We start from the raw sequence: 19,359 nt of genomic DNA, 5'->3' as shown, positions 1-19,359 counted from the left end.
GCCACACACTTGCAACAGCTTTCATATTTAAGGTTCGCCAGGATGAAAATTGCTTCCGTTATACCCGGCCTTCAACCGACGCTGCCGGTAGCCGCCAGCGTGGTGGATGATGTTCTGCCCCCGGTCAGTGTTGCGCCCTCATCGGCGGGAGCATCATCACACGTGCCCAGCTCCCCACTGGAAGACTCAATGGAAGAAGTCTCGATGACCTTCGCGGAACAGGTTGAGCGTAAAAGCAAGGCGTTAAATCAGCGGAAAGTGGTGGCACAGCCGGGTAGCCGGGCGATGCAACATATCGAACGGATTGAGAAGTTAGACGAGCTGATAAAGTTGCTGGAGCATCCGCAGCATGCCCAGCTGGAAACCCTGAACCAGAAGATGCAGACCCTGTTGCAACGCTCACCCTCTCCGCATCTGGATGAGCTGCTGGAAGCCGCAGGCCATGACCCGGTGCGCTGTGACGTGGTGTTACGTCACACGCTGGCCCAGGCGCAGCAGGCGCAAAACAGTGCACTGACCACCAGCGCAGTACAGAGCCTGGAGCTGCTGCATAAGGAAAAAGGAGCCGAAGTCAGCGCCGGGTTGAATACCGCCAACGCCATTGCCAGTTTCACGACCGATCCGACACAGAAACAGGCCATGCGCCAGCTCTACTATCAGACCATTGTTCACCTGCAATCAGGCAATGCGATGCTGGATGCGCTGCTGAACAGCTTTGGCAGCGTGCACTTTCATCAGGGATTACGCACCTTACAGCGCGCCTTATCTGACGATCTCGCCGCGCGCAGCGCTTCCATCCCGCGACGCGCGCTGCAAAAAATCCTCGCCAGCCTGCAGGACGCAGGCAATATCAGTCAGACGCTAACCGCCAGCAACATTTTGTTGAAGCGGCTGAGCGGAAAACTGCCGGACATCAACTTCAGCCCATTAGAGCTGACCCGCCGCCTGCTGAATCTGAGCGGCAACGGTGCTTACCTGCGCGATTTGCAAAATCTCTCGCGCGATGTGGCCGGTGAGCAACCCCATCACCAGGTGCTGTTTCTCAGCGGGCTGGTGCCACTGGTCTACCATCTGCCGCTGGGGCTGTGGCGGGATGATAAAAGTAAAAATCGCCAGATGGCGTTAAATCTGCTGCGCACGGTAATCGGTGAATACGCTGCCCATGAGCCGCGCGCGACGCTGTCCCAACCCAGAGCGGCGTTATAAATGGGTTCTCTGTTTGTCTGGCTGAACCGTCTCGCCATCAGTGCGATGCAGCGCTCGGAAGTGGTGGGTGCCACCATTGTCATGTCGATCGTCTTCATGATGATTATCCCGCTGCCTACCGGCCTGATCGATGTGCTGATCGCGTTGAATATCTGCATTTCGTCACTGCTTATCGTGCTGGCGATGTACCTACCGAAACCCCTGGCCTTCTCGACGTTTCCATCGGTGCTGCTGTTAACCACCATGTTCCGCCTGGCGCTGTCGATCTCCACCACCCGACAGATCCTGCTGCAACAGGATGCCGGTCATATTGTTGAAGCCTTCGGTAATTTCGTGGTTGGCGGCAATCTGGCGGTGGGTCTGGTTATCTTTTTAATCCTGACCGTGGTGAACTTTCTGGTGATCACCAAGGGCTCGGAGCGTGTGGCAGAAGTGGCCGCCCGCTTTACCCTTGATGCGATGCCGGGCAAACAGATGTCAATCGACAGCGACCTGCGTGCAGGACTGATCGAGGCACATCAGGCGCGTCAGCGCAGGGAAAATCTGGCTAAAGAGAGCCAGTTGTTCGGTGCGATGGATGGCGCCATGAAGTTTGTCAAAGGGGATGCGATTGCCGGTCTGGTGATTGTGTTTATCAATATGATCGGCGGCTTTGCTATCGGCGTACTGCAAAATGGCATGGACGCCAGCGCGGCGATGCATATCTATTCTGTACTGACCATTGGTGACGGCCTGATCGCTCAGATCCCGGCACTGCTTATCTCACTGACCGCCGGGATGATCATTACCCGGGTGTCGGCTGACGGTCAGCAGGTGGATGCCAACATCGGTCGCGAAATTGCCGAGCAGCTGACCAGCCAGCCGAAAGCCTGGATTATGTCTGCCGCCGGAATGCTGGGCTTTGCCCTGTTGCCCGGCATGCCCACCGCGGTCTTTATCGTGATCAGTATCGTGGCGCTGGGCAGCGGCCTGTTTCAGCTGTGGCGCACCAAACAGCAAACCACCCAGCAGGATGCGAACCAGCGTCAGGCGCAACAACTGGCCCCGGAGGAGAACGGTCACCAGGATTTGCGCCGCTTTAACCCCACCCGCGCCTACCTGTTGCAGTTCAGTCAGGGCCAGCAGAACAGTGAAGCGGCCACGGCACTGATCCAGAATATCCGTCGGCTGCGTAACCGACTGGTTTACCACTTTGGCTTTACGCTGCCCAGTTTCGATATTGAATTTTCATCGAAGCTGACCGATGACGAATTCCGCTTCTGCGTTTATGAGATCCCGCTGGTCACCGCCACCTTCGCCGTCGGCCATCTGGCGGTAAGAAAAAACAGCGTTGACGCCTGGCTCAGTGAACAGCCCGACGGTGCTGAGCATCCCATGATGCAGGGCGTGGCAGAGCGCGATGAAACGCACTGGTGCTGGCTGCCGCCTGACCATCCGCTGCTGCAACAGGACGAGCAGCCCAGCTGGAATGCCAGCGACCTGATCATGCTGCGCATGGAGCAGGCAATTTATCAGAGCGGATCGCAGTTTATCGGTTTGCAGGAGAGCAAATCGATCCTCAACTGGCTGGAGAGCGAACAGCCGGAACTGGCGCAGGAGCTGCAACGTATTATGCCGCTGTCGCGTTTCGCCGCCGTGCTGCAACGGCTGGCCTCCGAACGCATTCCTTTGCGTTCCGTACGAACCATTGCCGAAACGCTGATCGAACATGGCCAGCATGAGCGTGACAGCGCTGCCCTGACCAATTTCGTGCGTATCGCGCTGAAAGAACATATCTGCCACCAGTATCTGCAACCCAACGGGCTGAATGTCTGGCTGCTGACCCCGGAAACCGAAGAGCTGCTGCGTGACTCGCTGCGTCAGGCCCAGAGCGAAACCTTCTTCTCGCTGGCCCAGGATTATGGCATCAGCCTGCTGCATCAGATGCGGCAGGCCTTCCCGGCTTATGACACTCATCAGGCGCTGATCCTTGTCGCTCAGGATTTACGCAGCCCGCTGCGCGCGCTGCTGAAAGACGAGTTCCACGCTGTACCGGTCCTCTCGTTTGCTGAACTAACCAATAGCGTTGCCATCAATGTGCTGGGACGGCTCGATCTACAACAGTCACCGCCAGACCTCCAGGAAAATGACTCATGCATGAACTACGCGTACTGACCGGGCTGCATCGCGGTGCAGCGTTGCCCCTGAGTGGCGAACAATGGTGGATTGGTGCCGCAGAGGATGCCGATCTGGCCCTGTACGATCCGGGGATCAAAGATCGCCACTGCCAGCTGCTCAAAACCGTGCAAGGCTGGGTGGTCAAGGCGCTGGAGGGGCCGCTGAACGACAATGAAGGCCAGCGGTGTGAAGAACTGAGCAACCTGCAACCGGGAACGGCTTTCGCTATCGGCCATATCTGGCTGAGCATCGTCAGCGCCGCCACACCGTGGCCGGAAGAGGCCAGCGAACCGGCGCAGCCAGAGGAAGCGGCGGTGCTTTCTGAACCGCCAGAAACGGCACCTGCTGAGACAGCGGCGACGCTGCTGACGCAGGAGAAACCGCCGCTGCCGTTCTGGGCCAAAGTGATCTATACGGTGCTGATCCTGCTGCTGGTGATGATGCTGGGCAGCTGGCTGCTGAATGCCAGCGAGGCCTCACCTTCTGCGCCACCGGCACCGGGTAAACCGCAGCTTAACAGCGTGGGACGGGCACGGCAGATCATTAACACGATGCTGCTGGATCGCGGCCTGAATAAACAGGTCAGGGTGGCCCCGGGCAACAACAGCCTGACGTTAAGCGGCAACCTCTCCGACGACGATAATCAGCGTCTGCAACGGATGATGCGCACCTTCTATCGCCGCTATGATGTGCGCCTGGCCATCCATAATCAGGTCAGTGCTGTCAGCGCCAATCTGCCGTTTAACATCGTACAGATCACCAGCGGCGCGCACGCCAATATTGTCACCGACAGCGGCCAGCGCATGTTTATTGGCGATGAAGTTGATCAGCTGCGTCTGGTCGCCATTAACAGCGACAGCATTGAATTTGCCGGACGTGAAAACATCAGGGTGAAGTGGTAATGAGCGCGCTTCGCCAGCAGCTGGCGCAGTGGGAACAGCAGCAGCAGCAACGCCTTGGCCGCTATGCGCCGGTCAGGCGTTACGGCCGGGTTACCGGCATCAGCGGGATCCTTATTGAATGCAGCCTGCCCGATGCGCGCATGGGTGATCTGTGCCGCATCCTGCGCAGTGACGGCGGCAGCGTACTCTCTGAGATTGTCGGTTTCAGCCCGCAGAACATTCTGCTGTCGGCGCTGGGTGCGCTGGACGGTATTTCGCAGGGGGCGATTATTATTCCGCTTTATCTGCCGCACAGTATCTGCGTCAGCGACCAACTGTTGGGCAGCGTGCTGGATGGCTTTGGACGGGCGCTGGAGCCAGGCGGATGCAGCGCGTTTGCCGAGCCGGGTACGCAGGACCGGTCGGTGCCGGTGCTGAACGATGCTCCACCACCTACCGAACGCCCACGCATCGACACCCCACTTCCGACCGGGTTGCGGGCGATTGACGGGCTGCTGACTCTCGGTAGCGGCCAGCGGGTAGGCATTTTCGCCGGGGCTGGCTGTGGTAAAACCACCCTGCTGGCCGAGCTGGCGCGTAACACGCCGTGCGATGTCATCGTTTTCGGTCTGATTGGTGAACGTGGTCGTGAACTGCGCGAATTTCTCGATCACGAACTGGATGAGGAATTGCGCAGCCGAACCGTGCTGCTCTGTGCCACCTCTGACCGCAGCAGTATGGAGCGCGCCAGAGCCGCGTTCACCGCCACTGCGATTGCCGAGGCGTTCCGCGCCGAAGGCAAAAGCGTGCTGCTGATCGTTGACTCTCTGACCCGCTTTGCCCGCGCCCAGCGCGAGATCGGCCTTGCCCTGGGTGAACCGCCGGGACGTGGCGGGTTACCGCCATCGGTTTACACGCTGCTGCCACGGCTGGTGGAGCGGGCAGGACAGACCCGCCAGGGGGCTATTACCGCACTCTATTCGGTGCTGATTGAGCAGGATTCTATGAACGATCCGGTGGCCGATGAAGTCCGCTCGCTGATTGACGGCCACATCGTGCTCAGTCGCCGGCTGGCTGAACGTAACCACTACCCCGCTATCGATATTCTGGCCAGCCTCAGCCGAACCATGAGCAATGTGGTGGACCGCGAGCATAGGGTGCAGGCCGGGCTCGTTCGTAGCCTGATGGCGGCGTATAAGCAGGTAGAGATGCTGATCCGCCTGGGGGAATATCAGCCGGGTAACGACAGTCTGACCGATGCCGCCGTCAATGCCAACGACATCATCAATCACTTCCTGCGCCAGTCAATGCGCACCCCCGCCCCGTTAGAACAAACCCTCTATCAACTTGCCGGGGTCAGCGCTCATGCTCCTGATTGAAGATGAATGGCAACAACAGGATAGTCAGCTGGAAAGCCTGCAACAGGCGCTGAACGTTTTGATGCCAATCCGCCGCCAGCGTCTGAGTCGTGCGCAACGTCAGCAACGCCAGCAGCAGGCGCTGCTGGCTGAGGCAGAGGCACAGCAACAGGCAGCAGCAGAACAGCTGCTGCAGGAGCAGCAGCACTATCAGTTGCAACGCGACCGCCTGCAACAGCAGCAATCCTCAAGGGAAAAACTGACCCGTCATGTCAACAATGCGCTGAGCGCCTTACAGGCGGTCGGTCAGCAACAGCAGCAGTGTCAGCAGGCGAAACAGAACTGTCAGCAGGCCGCTTATGCGCTGGAGCAGGCGACAGAATGGACGCGTGAGCAGCAAAAAGCAGTAGAGAAGCTGGAATATTTATCTGAACACCTGGAGGATGCGTGAAGAATACTAATACCTCGGGATACCCTGACCGGGTGCCCTGCCCTCAACGCCAGGCTCAGCCGGATGAGCGCTATCGAGAGCGGTTACCGGCAACCTGCCTGCGGCAGCAGGAAAGTAAAGCGTCGCTGGATGCGCTGGGTTCACTGTTTTTTGCCAGCACCAGCGAATTTATGCCTGAGCACGACTCGGTGCAGGATGAAGCCCCCTCGCCGGACTGGCAGCAACTGCACCAGCAGTTGCGCCAACGCATCGCCAGCCATGCCGACGAAGAGTGCGCCTTTACTCTGCTGCTGCCAGAGGCTGGTGAAGTCGATGTCACGCTGGCCCGTGGTCAACCGGCAGGCTGGGAGATTTCACTGCGTTTTTCGCCACAGGTCTGGCGTCAGTGGCAGCGCCGGGAAATCCTCTGTCGCCGTCAGTTGAGCCACTCTCTTAACGCCCCGGTATGTCTGAAGATTGAACAGGGAAGCGCATAATGAGTGAGGTCACCCGGCTGCACTTCCCCCTTCTCACCCGCCAGGCGGTCCGCTCTCAAAACCTGCTGGCGCGCGCGCACTGCTTTCCTTTTACCCTTGGCGACGAAGCCGGTGAGCTGTTTTTACTGCCTGGCACTGACTCCCGCCCGGCAACCTTCAGCCACTGGCGCTGTGCGCTGGGCCACTTTTCGCTGGCAGACGCCACACCGGTGCTTAATCTGCTGTCGCTGTCGCCTTTCAGCGCCCTGCACGGCCTCTGCGCTGAAGATGAATGGCAGACAATATTATTTAATCAGTACCTCAGTCCGGAACTGGCGCGCTTATTTGGCGACATAACAGTTAGTGACGTGCAGGAACCGCATCAATCAGGTGCCAGACTTCATGTCCGGCTGGGTGAACGTCATGCAGAGTGCCCGCTACAGCTAAGCCATTCAGGGCTGGCACACTGGCTGAAGCAGCCCGGCTGGCAGAAGAGCCACAGCACACTGCCAGATACGCTGGTTTACAGCCAGCCGCTGGTTCTGGGGCGCATTACCCTGCACACGCCGCAGTTGCAGGCATTGAGTGCAGGCGATGTGCTGGTTCCTCCGGTCAGCTATTTCACCCCGGACGGTCAGGGCAGCCTGATCCTCGCCGGGCAGCAGTTATATGGCGAATTGCAGTTGCCTCACCACTTTTTGCTTAATCATATGGAGAGTACCGCCTTGGATCCTTATGCTGCTGATGAATATGACGCGGTGTCCCAGCCTGAGACGCTTACCACCGATGAGAACCCGCAGCTGGCCTCGCTGCCGCTGTCGCTGGAAGTGCGCTGTGGCCGTACCCGACTGACGCTGGGCGAACTGCAACAGTTACAGACAGGCAGCATACTGACGCTTGATAATGTGACGCCCGGCGAGGCCGGTTTGTACCACGGCGACACGCTGATCGCACACGGTGAGCTGGTGGATGTGGAAGGCCATCTTGGATTACAGCTCACCCGGCTGCTGCTGAACTCGCAGCAGGAGGCCGGATGAATACCGAACAGTTCGATCCGATGACCTTTGCCCTGTTCCTTGGGGCATTGTCACTGATCCCGATGCTGATGATCGTCTGCACCTGCTTTTTGAAAATCTCGATGGTGCTGTTGATCACCCGCAACGCGATCGGTGTGCAGCAGGTGCCGCCGAACATGGCGCTGTATGGGATTGCGCTGGCGGCAACGCTGTTTGTCATGGCACCTGTATTTAACCAGATGCACCATCAGTTCAGCCAGGCTCCCGCCGATTTATCCAGCATGGATAACCTGAAAACCAGCGTCACCAACGGGGTGGCCCCGCTGCAGAAATTTATGACCCACAACACCGATCCCGACATCCTGATCCATTTGCAGGAAAACAGCGTGCGGATGTGGCCAAAAGAGATGTCGGACAACGTCAGCAAAGAGAATCTGCTGCTGGTGATCCCGGCCTTCGTACTGTCGGAATTGCAGGCCGGATTCAAAATCGGATTCCTGATCTACATCCCGTTTATCGTTATCGATCTGATTGTCTCCAACGTACTGCTGGCGCTGGGTATGCAGATGGTGGCGCCGATGACGCTGTCGCTGCCGCTGAAGATGCTGCTGTTTGTGCTGATTGATGGCTGGACCCGCCTGCTCGACGGCCTGTTCTACAGTTACCTCTGAGGCATGCATGGAAATACTGAATCTGTTCAAACAGGCGATGCTGCTGGTGGTCCTGCTCTCCGCTCCGCCGCTGCTGGTGGCGGTGATTGTCGGGGTGCTGGTGTCATTGTTACAGGCTGTGATGCAGTTGCAGGACCAGACCCTGCCCTTTGCCATTAAGCTGGTGGCTGTCGGTATCGCGCTGGCGCTGAGCGGCCGCTGGATCGGCGTTGAGCTGCTTGAACTGGCCCAGCAGGCCTTCGCCATGATCCCACAGACCGGGGCGTAGCTATGGCTAACGATGCCATCCACACTCTCTATCAGTACCTGTTTGCCCTGACGCTGGGTACTGCACGCATCTATCCCTGCCTGATTCTGGTTCCGGTATTTTCATTCAATATTCTGAAAGGTATGGTGCGTACCGGCGTGGTACTGGCGCTGGCGCTGGTGCCGGCGCTGGGTTTACAAACGCAACTGGCGGTGCAGATGCCCGACTGGCCACAGCTGATCGCGCTGATCCTGAAAGAGGTGGTGATTGGTATCCTGCTGGGGCTGATCATGGGGATGCCGTTCTGGCTGTTTCAGTCAGTAGGGGCACTGTTCGATAACCAGCGTGGCGCACTGATTGGCGGCCAGCTGAACCCGGCGCTGGGAAGCGATGTCACCCCGCTCGGCCTGCTGCTGCAACAGACGCTGATTTTGCTGCTGATGCTGGGCGCGGGCTTAAGTGGTGTGACCCAGATTATCTGGGACAGCTACCGTATCTGGCCGGTGATGCAGTGGTTGCCGTTGCCGCATCAGCAGGGATTCGAGCAGTATCTGAGCCTGCTGGCCGACACCTTCAGCCATATCATCATTTACGCCGGCCCGCTGGTGGCGCTGCTGCTGATGCTGGATTTCAGTATCGCTATCCTCAGCCTCTACAGCCCGCAGTTGCAGGCGTTTGTGCTGTCCGTTCCGGCGAAGTGCCTGGTCGGCCTGCTGTTTTTTGTGCTCTATATCCCCACGCTGAATGCGCTGGGAGAGGGACGTCTGGAACGGCTGCCCGATCTGAGCAAGCTGATGCCACTGCTGCTGGGAGGTCACTAGCATGTCGGAAAAAACGGAAAAACCCACGGCAAAAAAGCTTCAGGATGCGCGTCGTAAAGGTCAGGTTCCGCAAAGTCAGGATGTTCCCAAACTGCTGATTTGCGCCGGGGTGGTGGAGACCGTGCTGGCGCTGGATGACGTCGGGATGCAGAAACTCCAGGCACTGATGATGCTGCCGCTTGCCCGCCTTAATCAGCCTTTTGAGCTGGCGCTGAATGAAGTGGCCGGCAGCGCGCTGGTGCTGGTGGCCACCTTTTGCTGCCTGACGGTTGCGGTGGCGGCGCTGCTGCGTATTATCGGCGGCTGGATGCAGTACGGCCCCCTGTTTGCCCCGGAAGCACTGAAGCCCGATTTCAACCGTCTCAACCCGATCAATCAGTTCAGGCAGATGTTTTCGGTTAAAAAACTCACCGATATGCTGAACAACATCCTGAAAGCCGCCGCCATTTGCACCATTTTTTATCTGGTGCTGACGCCGGATCTCGAATCCCTTTCCCGGCTCGCTTATGGCGATCTGGACAGCTTCTGGCCTGCGGTGGAGGTGATGCTGACCCGCGTGTCACGCCAGACGCTGATGACGCTGCTGGTGCTGACCCTGCTGGACTTTGGCCTGCAAAAATATTTTTTCCTTAAGCAGCAGCGGATGAGCCATCAGGATATTCGTGACGAGCACAAACAGTCCGAGGGCGATCCGCATATGAAAGGCCACCGCCATGCGGTGGCGCATGAGTTGCTGAACGCACCGGCGGCTCCGGTGAAAAGCAAACCGGTCGAGGAGGCCGACCTGCTGCTGGTCAACCCCACCCACTATGCGGTGGCGCTCTATTACCGTCCGGAGCTGACGCCGCTGCCGCGCATTATCTGTAAAGGTGAGGATAAGGATGCCAAAGCGCTGATCGCCAGGGCGCAGAAAGCCAATATCCCGGTGATCCGCTTTATCTGGCTGGCACGAACGCTTTATCGTTCTGACGAGGGCCAGATGATCCCCCGTCATACGTTGCAGGCGGTGGCGCAGGTTTATCAGGTGCTGCGTGAGCTGGACGATCAGATAAGCGACGAAGTGATCGAGCTGGAAGCGAAATAGCGGGAACTTTTGTCTGCCGTACACCACCTATATGCTGAATGAGTCGGACAGCGTCCGAAACATGCCGGGTCAAACCACAGCATTTTGTGTAAGGAATATGGCCAATGAATATGACAATGACCGCCACACCCCATCCTGACGATGTTAATCAAATCCGCCAGAAACTGATGGCATTCAATGCGCAACATGTTGATATCGGGCAGATAAAAGATATCGCCGTTTTTCTCAATGACGCTGAAGGCAACAAAATTGCCGGACTGCTCGCCGTCACCTGGGGGAACTGGATGCATATTCATTTTTTGTGGGTCGATGAGGCGCTGCGCAGAACCGGTCACGGCGCCAGACTGTTGCAGGCCGCCGAGCAGGAAGCTATCGTACGTGGCTGTCAGCGCGTTTGTGTTGATACTTTTAGTTTTCAGGCGCGGGAGTTCTATGAGAAGCAGGGCTACCGGCTGCAAATGACGCTGGAGCAGATGCCGCAGCATCATCGCCAGCATTATCTGGTCAAGCAGCTGGAGTCTGCCAGTTGTGCGCTTTCCAGCAGTAATTAACTGCAGCATACACGCCATGCACGAGGTTCCTGAGCACGGCCCTGCTGCAGAATAACCGTAAAACCAGCCTGATGAGATAGGCTCTGAGGAAGAACTATGTTTTGCAAGCACTACACTGTTGACCCGAACCATGTTGATTTTCAGGGCGTTGTCGATGGTCTTTACTATCCCTTCTATCTGGAGTGGGCACGTCATGCTTATATGGCAGAAGCGCTCGGTCTGAACCTTGAAGAGGAATTTAAACAGGGCCGTATTCATATGCTGCTGGAGTATACCCTGCGTTTCAGAAAAAGCCTGAAGGCGGGTGACGCGCTGGTGGTGACCTGTCAGCCGGTAAAAAACGAAAAACGCAGCCGGGTAGATTTTTTCCAGCAAATTCTGGTTAACGATGTGGTGTATGCCGAAGCAACCTTCACCGCCACCTGTTTAACCAATGGTCGTCCCGGTGTTCCTCCCAGCCTTGCGGCAGTCCTTGAATAATGAATTCTGAATACAAGGTACATCCACGCATGTTTTCATGTAATTGATAGATACTCACTGGTAAAATATTCAGTTAACCCTGTGCCACACAGGTGAGCGTAAGGGTTAATGATGAGCCGGGTTTCAGATCAGCCAGGGACAGGCCCGTTAATGCGCTTTTGGGAGGCCAAACTGGCTTAGAACCGGATCAACGTTATGATCAAAGCGCTTCTGCTCTTTGTGCTTATTGACCGCGCTGACGATAGAACTGATGCCAAAACCAATCGCTATCGCGCCATCAACCACCCAGCCCACCGGACCCGCTGCGGCACCGATGGTGCTGGCTGCGGCCATCGCTGTACCTTCTCCGGCGACCATACCGACCGCACGTCCGGCCGCCATGCCCGCCATTCGGCCAAAGCTGGCGGTAGCTTCGCGGCCGGTGCTCTTTAGCGCAGTATCCACACCCAATTTAGCCAGTTCGCTACTGCCATGGACGCCATCATAGATCGCTTTCGCAGCCCCTGCTTTATTGCCGCTTGCTAGCATGTTGGATACAGAGAAGAGGCCGGCCACACCGGCGGCACTGCTCATGCCGGTTTTCATCAGACCTTTCATGCCGGTTGCCGCCCCCTCTTTATTCAGCGCGTTATCCAACGAACTCAGCATCTCTTTACCACTCATTTTTTTTACATCACCCGAGAGCAGACCTGCCTGCTTGAGGGTTTTCAACATATCTACCCCTCTCTTGCCCACTTTCAGTGAATCCATCACCGCTTCGGTGTAGCCGTCCTGCTTCAGGTTAGTCACCTCTTTCGGCAAAACCGCTTCGTACAGCGATTTTTTCATGTCGGAAAGCTGAAGGATCTGCAGGACATCGGCATGTTTACCCTTGATGCTATCTTTGACATAGCCGCCCTGAGTAATTTGATGCTGAAAAGAGGTGTTCAGTTTCTGGCTCAGCGCAGGCTGTCTGGCAACCACCTCTTTCGCCGTGGGTACGCTGTCGCCACGCAGTAAATGCTGCATGTTCAGTTCGTCAGTCAGGTTCTGAAGCGCGTCGCTATAATCTGGCGTCGAATTTATAGCCTTCTGCCCAGCCTGTATGCGCCGCATGTCGTCACTGAGAGTTTTACCTGAGGCCACTTCGCCATACCGCTGCTCGAGCGCCTGACGCAATCCCTTATCACCGTTGATCAACGTCTTACTTTGTGCCGGAACAGCCTTCTCCAGAAAGATACTAACCGCCGGATCTTTTTGTAGCTGGTCGATCTTTTCGTTCAGTGCCTGTTCTGTTTTTGTGGTGTTGCGCAGGCTGCGCCCGGCCTGCACAGTTTTTAATGTCTGTTGCAGCTTAACCATCACCGCTGTTTTCTCTGCACCGCTATATTGGTCAGGATGTTCAAACACATTCTTATTCAGACGACGGGTATCAATATTGGCAGTGGCATTGACCAATGCCGCTTGATTGATCAACCGGACAACCTCTCCCCCATTAACTGGGGCCTGCTTTTTAATCCAGTTATCAATATTTTTATTGCTGAAGCGACCGTCAGGACCTTGCCCGGCCAATTTCTTACCGGTGACACCGCCCTGGTCAAGCTCGGAAAGCAGTCCGGGAGAGGAGAAATTGCGGGCTGCCTGGCGCAGGGAATCGGCCAGCCCCGGATTCTGTTTCACCAGGCAGTTCAGATTGTCAGCCGACATATCCTTACCGGCTTTACCCTTTTCCAGTCCCGCTACCCGCAATATTGGCCCGTTGGCACGCAACATCGCCGCCGCTGCCACCATCTGGCGGGAGCCTTCGTCCGCATTCGGGTTCTTTTTCAGGTAGTCGGCAATGTCTTTATCCGCTGCGCTCTGCGCTTTATTCATCCGCGAAATAAAACCTTTGTAATCACCTTTGGTGACTTTACCGTCAGGATTGCCACCATGTTTGCCTGCATCAATGGCGTTTCTCAGCGCCGGATTGGCATCGATGTATGCCTGCGCCCGCTGCGCATTCGGGCCGCCGTCCAACACCATTTGCGCCGCTGCCATCGGACGATTGAGCTCTTTTTCCGCCTGCAATCGTTGCCCGGCTGGCAGGTTAGCCACCATCGGCTCCCATTTTTTCAACTTATCCAGTGAGGAGAACGGTGAATTATCGAGAAAATCCCCCGAATGAGCAGCACTGACGACCTGGCCAGACGATCTTACACTCTGCCCATTGGTGAATGCTGCCGGAGCAGATAGCGTCGGGGTCAGCTGGGCTGCTGCTGCGTTCGGAGTCGCTGCAATAGGGCTGCCAGACACAGCCCCCGCTGACGAATTCACAGCATTGCTTACCTGGCCTGTTTTAGGTGGCACGTCAGGATTGCAACCCTGTAGCGATAACCTCGATGTAGCTGGCGCTTTAAACGCATCCCCCCGCTGCACCATGACCGCCTGAAAAAGAGATCGGATCATCCCTGAAAGGGTGAACGTGACCACAACACCCTGTTGCATTCCTGACACGGCGCCAGACTGAACGTTCTGGCTCTGTGGCGCCTTGAGCGTCGTTTGCTGCGAGGTTGTATCAGGCACAATAAGTGAGTTCTGACTGAATGATGAAGGTGTTGACGAAACACGCATGCTAACTTCCCCCAATAAAAAGGCTTTATCGCTTACCACGGCGACAAAATTGTTTACTGAGTTTGAGTTGCGGCATATAAGGTCAGGTTCCCGAAAATAATTTGCACTACCTATTCCGGGTCTTTGTACTGTTTTTAATCAGGATTATGGATTTAATAGCCAGTCCGACAGCATCATATGCTGTCATTATTATCGATTTTTCTCGAATCAAAAGATGATTTAATTATAAAAAGCTCGGCTGTTATGCTGGCAGACTAATGAGGAAAAGGCCCCTTTAGACGAAAATCCCTACTGGATACGTTTATTTTCTTCTTAATAGTAAGGTTGTGCACTTCTGTTTTAACTGGCCATGCAAGTTACTATGCATGGGTTAAATCGGGAAAGGTTACTGCTTTATTTTTTCGATTTTTCTAAATCACTATACTCTCCCCTCACAAGTATAATGTGGGAAGCAACGATGAATCCTGCAATCGCATTGTCATTCGGATCGACGTCGTGCCGGTTATCCGGTTGACGGTGTGATTACAACAGAGCCTGGTGTCCGTGTTCCCTTTCCTGCCCTGACCCGCTACTGACTGAACCTTCCGTAATCACACTATAACTGTCACTTTGTCTTTAACAGCCCCCTCTCTGATAAGCCATATATCAGCCATGACCGGGCGAATTTATTTTCGTGCTGGCCGCAGGTGAATACTGACATGCGCCTTGTATCATTTGAAAATCCTGCTATGCAACTGATAAATTTATACTTTTATGCTCCTGTCATTTTACAGCCTTGGTAGCGGTTCTGCCTTTTTATTTAGAGAATGCTTCCCATAAAAAACCGCCCGGAGGCGGTTATCAGATGTCTTTGGCAGGAGCCGGGAAATCTCTATCGTCATTGAATGGATTTTTAACATCAGCCTCAGACTCATCATCAGCCTCTTCATTATCCCGATAGACAGGACTTTCAGCATCATCAGGTACTGGCTCAACATAATCTGGATCAGGACGTTCTGACATATTCGCCTCCACTTTTTTCTTTTCGACAACATAATTGTAGTTAGAGAAAAAACAAATTGCCGATCCTTTACCCGTTATGTGAGTTAAGCGTAAAAACTATTAATTCGCCTGCTTACAATGTCCATATCTTATTGTTCGCATTCATCACGTATGCCACATCGTCCTCTCTCAGAAAAAAGCTACTGTTTATGTGCAGACGCTGCGATACTTCGCTGCATGGGTTAAACCCAACGCTGCGGCCTATATGAATCTCCTCACCATCGCCAGGCCACATGATTTTTACTATCACCAGGCATCTTATGCTGTCTCAGAGGGAAAAAGGCTTTGCTGAATAAATCAGATTTCGGGCAAGCCTCTCTGTAGCGGGTTGGGGTTTCAGGCAATACTCACGCTTTCTGGCATGCCTGCCTGTGTCATTTTGTTTAAAGCACGCACGATGGTCAGAGCCTTTGCAAACTGACCATCGTTTTCACGTAATTTCAGTAGACCATCCAACAGCTGTTTCACCCTGTACATGGCCATTTCCACTCTCGATCGACGGTTATATTCTGTTGTCCATTTACACTGTGCATTGCTCCCGCTTAGACGTTAATTCGCCACTGCACGATTGCGGTCTTCATACGCCTCAGACCCGTAACCTGCGCCCTGTCAGGAAAGGATGAGAGCACTGATTTCATTACGCCGCAGTTCATCGTAACACAGTGGATGTCGTAAGCTTCGTCTGCTGCTGCCCTGATTTTTTTATATGGATCTGCCAGATTAATCCGGGGAAAGACTCTGAGTCCGTCACGCTGTTAAGCGACAGATTTGCACAGATGATTTTATGTGTTTTGCTGTCAACAGCCAGATAGAGCTTCCGCCAGATACGACGCCGTTCTTTGCCATATTTTTTGACTTTCCACTCACCTTCACGGAAGACTTTCAGATCAGTAGAATCTATCACCAGATGGGCTATCTCACCCCGGGAGGGCACTTTAAAGCTGACATTGACCGACTTTGCCTGTTTGCTGACACAGCTGTAATCCGGACAGCGCATCGGAACGTTCATCAGGGTAAAAATGCAGTCAATGAAGCTCTGTACAGCCCGCAGGGGCAGTCGTGATGGCACGGTCAGAATGGCGCTGAGGCCGTCACCATGGTGACGGCGTTGCTGGCACATACCATGACCTGAGAACTTCATCATTCAGCCAGAAGGTAACGGAACCGCGGTTGATAAGGGCTTTGTTGTAAGAGCGCCAGTTGGTGATTCTGAACTTCTGCTTTGCCACGGGGCTGCCTGTGTTGTCAGGATGATGCGTGATCTGATCCTGCGATTGAGCAAAAGTTCAATTTATTCAACAAGGCCGTGGGAAGGTGCTCAGGCCTGTAAACATATTCTGCTTCGAATACGTGTGAGTGGATTTTTCAGCGTGCCTGTTCGCTTACCTTCATGGTGAACTTCAGTGGGCCGTCATCGCGCGGAGGCAGGGACATAAGCAGAATGATTATATTGTTTTGCATCAGCCAACATGCTGACCTGCTCATTTTAATTTACGGAAGGTTCGGCCTGGTGCATTGTTCATAGGATAATTAGTTCGACTTGTTATATTTAATTTAGTCTTCATGAATAAACTCAGAAGTTAATTCACTTCACAATCAATGGGCCCACAATGGCCAAATTAAAACATAGACCAAATGGATATTATCAGATAACGATAGCCTGCATTCATGATCGGGATGTCTTGTAAATTTTCTGTCGCAATAAAAATCTCATACTTTCGTTTATAAGGGACTGTAAACTAGCCATCTCACGGACTGAAACTTAGCATAAATTACATTGCGCGCTATATTTTCAGGTTTGAATTACATCTGGTTTTGCCAATCTACCTTCAACCTATCGCTACACCCAAATCTTGAGTATTCCTCATCAGTGTCCTACCTTCAGACAGCGTCTGACAAAGCCTCACAATCACACCCCCACAATCCAGCCGGAGGCCCCTATGACCCGCATTCATAACCCTGAACCCTGTAGCGGCACCCTGTTTTTCGATGTTAATGAAACTCTTCTGGACACTAAAGAACTGAACCAGGCTGTCGTGCAGCGGCTTGGTAACAGGCCGGAGCGCGCCGAGGCCTGGTTTACCTCGCTGTTGCATCATTCACTGGTTGAGTCAGTGACCGGCAGCTGGCACAGCTTTGGTGATATTGCCGAAGTGGTACTGAAGATGACCGCTGCACATTACGGCGTCACTTTGCCAGCGGACGCGACGCCGCTGGCTGACATTATCGCCGCCATGCCCGCCCATCCGGACGTTGCCGCAGGGCTGACTGCCCTGAAGCAGCAGGGATTTAAGCTGGTTGCGCTGACCAACTCCTCGACCGCACTGGCAGAAAAACAGCTCGGCTTAGCCGGACTGGCACCGCTCTTCACTCGCATTCTCAGCGTGGAACAGGTTAAGGTTTATAAGCCCGATCTCAGAGTTTATCAGTGGGCAATGAAAGAGATGGGCAAGCCCGCCGCAGAGTGCATGATGGTGGCCGCGCATGGCTGGGATGTGGGCGGCGCAAAACGTGCGGGGATAAAAACCGCCTTTATCAGCCGTCAGGGACAGATACCTTATCCGCTGGCACCTGCACCTGATTTGATCGTCAGCGATATTCAGGCGCTGGCCGCACAGCTTAAACCGCTCTGCTGAGCACAGTGCGCAGTGATTCCCGGTAAAACCCAGGCAGTCAGTCTGTCTGGGTCTCAAACGCCGATCTGACCGCATCCACGATGCGCCCGGACAGCGTCGCATCGTTCAGCAACGGGAACGTTTTTTTAAGCTTGCCGGAGATCTGCCAGCCATTTTCCTTCAGCGAACGAATAATGCGACTCGCGTCCTGATCGGGCATTTCAATGACTTCCTTCAGACGCTGCTGTGCACGCTGGAATATCACCAGTACGCGCGCTTCATCAGCCATCTCTTTTCGGACAGTGTGCTCTATTACTTTGCAGGTATAGAGCACATGCTCGGTTAAGTCGGGATAACGCCAGGCGAAACGGGCATCCTCATAGTCGCTGAAACTGAAGTTGCTCAGCGTGCCATCTTCATAGGTTTTGAGCTCACCAAACCGATAGCAGCCCGCATAGCGCTGCATCAGCCGTTTCGAGAACACATCCAGCGTGCGATCATAGCCGACCCGAAAATCCATCGAGCTGGTGATGGTGGCTGAGACCGGCAGGATGACACCATCCGGTATCGCGCCGTCACGAATCAGCGTGTCATTGATTAAAAATCGATGGATGCGGCCATTGCCATCACGCATGGGGTGGATATAGACAAAGCCAAACGCAATAACAGCGGCACGGGCCAATGGAGCGGCACCCCGCGTCGCCAGGTCAAAGTCTTTCAGGCCCTGCATGAAGCGGGGAACATCATCATAGTGTGGCGCAATATAGTGGACGATATCTTCACGCATTGTCGACTGCCCGACAAACACGGGTGATCGGCGCAGGCCCAGTCCCAGTGCGTCCTGGCCAAGAATACCCTGCTGTATGGTATGCAGGCTGGCATCACTGAGCGGATCGTCAAGCTGTCCGCAATACTGCGCAATAACGTGAGCAAAACGCTGAATGCGGTCACCCAGGTCCGACTCTTTCTCAATCAGAAAACTGGCGCGCGACTCTTTAAATGTCAGCCAGCTGGCCGTGCGCATCAGAATGTCTGCGCCAAAAGCGTTATCCAGATCGTTTAAGGCATCATTGAGATCGAACGTAAGCGCCTGCTCAACGGCCGCGTTTCTGCGCACCAGCGGGCAGAAATCCACCGACCCTGGCAGGTTATCATTGATGCGCCAGCGTCTGACGCGCTTTACTGTCGTTCGGGTCAGACAGGCTTTGGATGAAATGGCCTCAATATAGCCTCCATTGGTGACATCCGGTACCTGCAGCGTGTTGCCGGTCAGCCATTCATAGAGAAAGCCAGCCCGTCGCGCATACTGTCCGAACGGCTCACAACGACACCACGCCTCCAGAGGTTCCGGGCCAACAGCGGTAAACAGGCGAGCAAAAAACTCCAGGTGAATCTCTTCGTATTTGAGACCAAAGGCAAAGTGACCGGCAAAATCATCTTCCGGTTGATAGCCAGGTGGATAATGATTTTCCACTTGCCCCTGGCTCTCATGATGAGAGCGTACCGTTCCGATAGCTGACTTAACGCGTAATGGCTGTGCCAGTTTGATAGCATAACGTTCGCGCAGTGCGCTAAAGCCGACCAGCATAGTGAATCCTTTATCCGTCGCCCAAAAACGATAACAAAAAAGGTATTTAACACGAAAACGCTAATATTCCTATCAAGACAGCATTAATTTCTGCATTAAAACGATAATAAAAAGGATTGATGATGCGGAAACGCTAAATTTCTTT

Annotated in this window: 17 protein-coding genes and 1 pseudogene; 14 read left to right on the top strand and 4 right to left on the bottom strand. The window is 54.7% G+C overall.

Annotation, left to right across the window (positions count from 1 at the left end; genetic code table 11):
- Nucleotides 1-42: 42 nt before the first annotated feature.
- The 13 genes from sctW (at nucleotide 43) to QSK07_RS20250 (ending at nucleotide 11,378) form a co-directional block, all read left to right on the top strand.
- Nucleotides 43-1,206 carry a type III secretion system gatekeeper subunit SctW gene (gene sctW / locus QSK07_RS20310; RefSeq protein WP_285722733.1) on the top strand — a complete coding sequence of 388 codons (1,164 nt, stop codon included), beginning with the start codon at nucleotides 43-45 and terminating at the stop codon, nucleotides 1,204-1,206.
- Nucleotides 1,207-3,360, top strand: coding sequence for a type III secretion system export apparatus subunit SctV (gene sctV / locus QSK07_RS20305; protein ID WP_285722736.1), 2,154 nt, complete (start codon nucleotides 1,207-1,209; stop codon nucleotides 3,358-3,360).
- Nucleotides 3,339-4,265 carry a type III secretion system inner membrane ring subunit SctD gene (sctD, locus tag QSK07_RS20300; protein ID WP_285722738.1) on the top strand — a complete coding sequence of 309 codons (927 nt, stop codon included), beginning with the start codon at nucleotides 3,339-3,341 and terminating at the stop codon, nucleotides 4,263-4,265. Before sctV ends, sctD begins: the two co-directional genes overlap by 22 nt.
- A complete protein-coding gene (sctN, locus tag QSK07_RS20295; RefSeq protein ID WP_285722740.1) occupies nucleotides 4,259-5,623 on the top strand; it encodes a type III secretion system ATPase SctN in 1,365 nt (454 codons plus the stop codon). The genes sctD and sctN overlap by 7 nt, the downstream gene beginning before the upstream one ends.
- The gene (locus QSK07_RS20290; protein WP_285722742.1) at nucleotides 5,610-6,053 is read left to right on the top strand and encodes a type III secretion system protein; all 444 of its coding nucleotides are present in this window, start codon (nucleotides 5,610-5,612) and stop codon (nucleotides 6,051-6,053) included. Before sctN ends, QSK07_RS20290 begins: the two co-directional genes overlap by 14 nt.
- A complete protein-coding gene (locus QSK07_RS20285) occupies nucleotides 6,050-6,529 on the top strand; it encodes a type III secretion system HrpP C-terminal domain-containing protein (protein ID WP_285722744.1) in 480 nt (159 codons plus the stop codon). The genes QSK07_RS20290 and QSK07_RS20285 overlap by 4 nt, the downstream gene beginning before the upstream one ends.
- Nucleotides 6,529-7,545: a type III secretion system cytoplasmic ring protein SctQ gene (gene sctQ / locus QSK07_RS20280; RefSeq protein WP_098049729.1), complete on the top strand. Its 1,017-nt coding sequence runs from the start codon at nucleotides 6,529-6,531 to the stop codon at nucleotides 7,543-7,545. The genes QSK07_RS20285 and sctQ overlap by 1 nt, the downstream gene beginning before the upstream one ends.
- Nucleotides 7,542-8,195, top strand: a complete 654-nt coding sequence (gene sctR / locus QSK07_RS20275) for a type III secretion system export apparatus subunit SctR (protein WP_285722747.1) — start codon at nucleotides 7,542-7,544, stop codon at nucleotides 8,193-8,195. Before sctQ ends, sctR begins: the two co-directional genes overlap by 4 nt.
- Before the next feature lie 7 nt (nucleotides 8,196-8,202).
- Nucleotides 8,203-8,463 (top strand): type III secretion system export apparatus subunit SctS, encoded by a 261-nt coding sequence (sctS, locus tag QSK07_RS20270; RefSeq protein WP_031590837.1) that lies wholly within the window; start codon nucleotides 8,203-8,205, stop codon nucleotides 8,461-8,463.
- Between the two features lie 2 nt (nucleotides 8,464-8,465).
- The gene (sctT, locus tag QSK07_RS20265) at nucleotides 8,466-9,263 is read left to right on the top strand and encodes a type III secretion system export apparatus subunit SctT (RefSeq protein ID WP_275222433.1); all 798 of its coding nucleotides are present in this window, start codon (nucleotides 8,466-8,468) and stop codon (nucleotides 9,261-9,263) included.
- A gap of 1 nt (nucleotide 9,264) precedes the next feature.
- On the top strand, nucleotides 9,265-10,347 hold the full coding sequence (sctU, locus tag QSK07_RS20260) for a type III secretion system export apparatus subunit SctU (protein WP_285722752.1): 1,083 nt from the start codon (nucleotides 9,265-9,267) through the stop codon (nucleotides 10,345-10,347).
- A 104-nt stretch (nucleotides 10,348-10,451) separates the two neighbouring features.
- Nucleotides 10,452-10,898 (top strand): GNAT family N-acetyltransferase, encoded by a 447-nt coding sequence (locus QSK07_RS20255; RefSeq protein WP_098049734.1) that lies wholly within the window; start codon nucleotides 10,452-10,454, stop codon nucleotides 10,896-10,898.
- A 96-nt stretch (nucleotides 10,899-10,994) separates the two neighbouring features.
- The gene (locus QSK07_RS20250; RefSeq protein ID WP_098049735.1) at nucleotides 10,995-11,378 is read left to right on the top strand and encodes an acyl-CoA thioesterase; all 384 of its coding nucleotides are present in this window, start codon (nucleotides 10,995-10,997) and stop codon (nucleotides 11,376-11,378) included.
- A 147-nt stretch (nucleotides 11,379-11,525) separates the two neighbouring features.
- Here QSK07_RS20250 and QSK07_RS20245 read toward each other — a convergent pair whose 3' ends face one another.
- The 3 genes and pseudogenes from QSK07_RS20245 to QSK07_RS20230 all read right to left on the bottom strand — a co-directional run bounded on the left by QSK07_RS20245 (nucleotide 11,526) and on the right by QSK07_RS20230 (nucleotide 16,240).
- Nucleotides 11,526-14,009, bottom strand: coding sequence for a type III effector HrpK domain-containing protein (locus QSK07_RS20245; protein WP_285722755.1), 2,484 nt, complete (start codon nucleotides 14,007-14,009; stop codon nucleotides 11,526-11,528).
- Between the two features lie 801 nt (nucleotides 14,010-14,810).
- Nucleotides 14,811-14,972, bottom strand: a complete 162-nt coding sequence (locus QSK07_RS20240) for a hypothetical protein (RefSeq protein ID WP_275222430.1) — start codon at nucleotides 14,970-14,972, stop codon at nucleotides 14,811-14,813.
- A gap of 375 nt (nucleotides 14,973-15,347) precedes the next feature.
- Nucleotides 15,348-16,240: pseudogene (locus QSK07_RS20230) on the bottom strand (IS5 family transposase).
- Between the two features lie 711 nt (nucleotides 16,241-16,951).
- Here QSK07_RS20230 and QSK07_RS20225 point away from each other — a divergent pair.
- Entirely contained in the window at nucleotides 16,952-17,647 is a 696-nt protein-coding gene (locus QSK07_RS20225) for a haloacid dehalogenase type II (RefSeq protein WP_285722758.1), read from the top strand.
- A gap of 37 nt (nucleotides 17,648-17,684) precedes the next feature.
- On the opposite strand, the gene QSK07_RS20220 is transcribed toward QSK07_RS20225, so the two are convergent.
- Nucleotides 17,685-19,214 carry a Fic family protein gene (locus tag QSK07_RS20220; RefSeq protein ID WP_285722760.1) on the bottom strand — a complete coding sequence of 510 codons (1,530 nt, stop codon included), beginning with the start codon at nucleotides 19,212-19,214 and terminating at the stop codon, nucleotides 17,685-17,687.
- Between the last annotated feature and the right edge of the window lie 145 nt (nucleotides 19,215-19,359).

The sequence above is a fragment of the Pantoea sp. QMID4 genome (genome assembly GCF_030270445.1).
GTDB lineage: Bacteria > Pseudomonadota > Gammaproteobacteria > Enterobacterales > Enterobacteriaceae > Pantoea > Pantoea vagans.
This window is presented reverse-complemented; position numbering and strand designations above follow the sequence as displayed.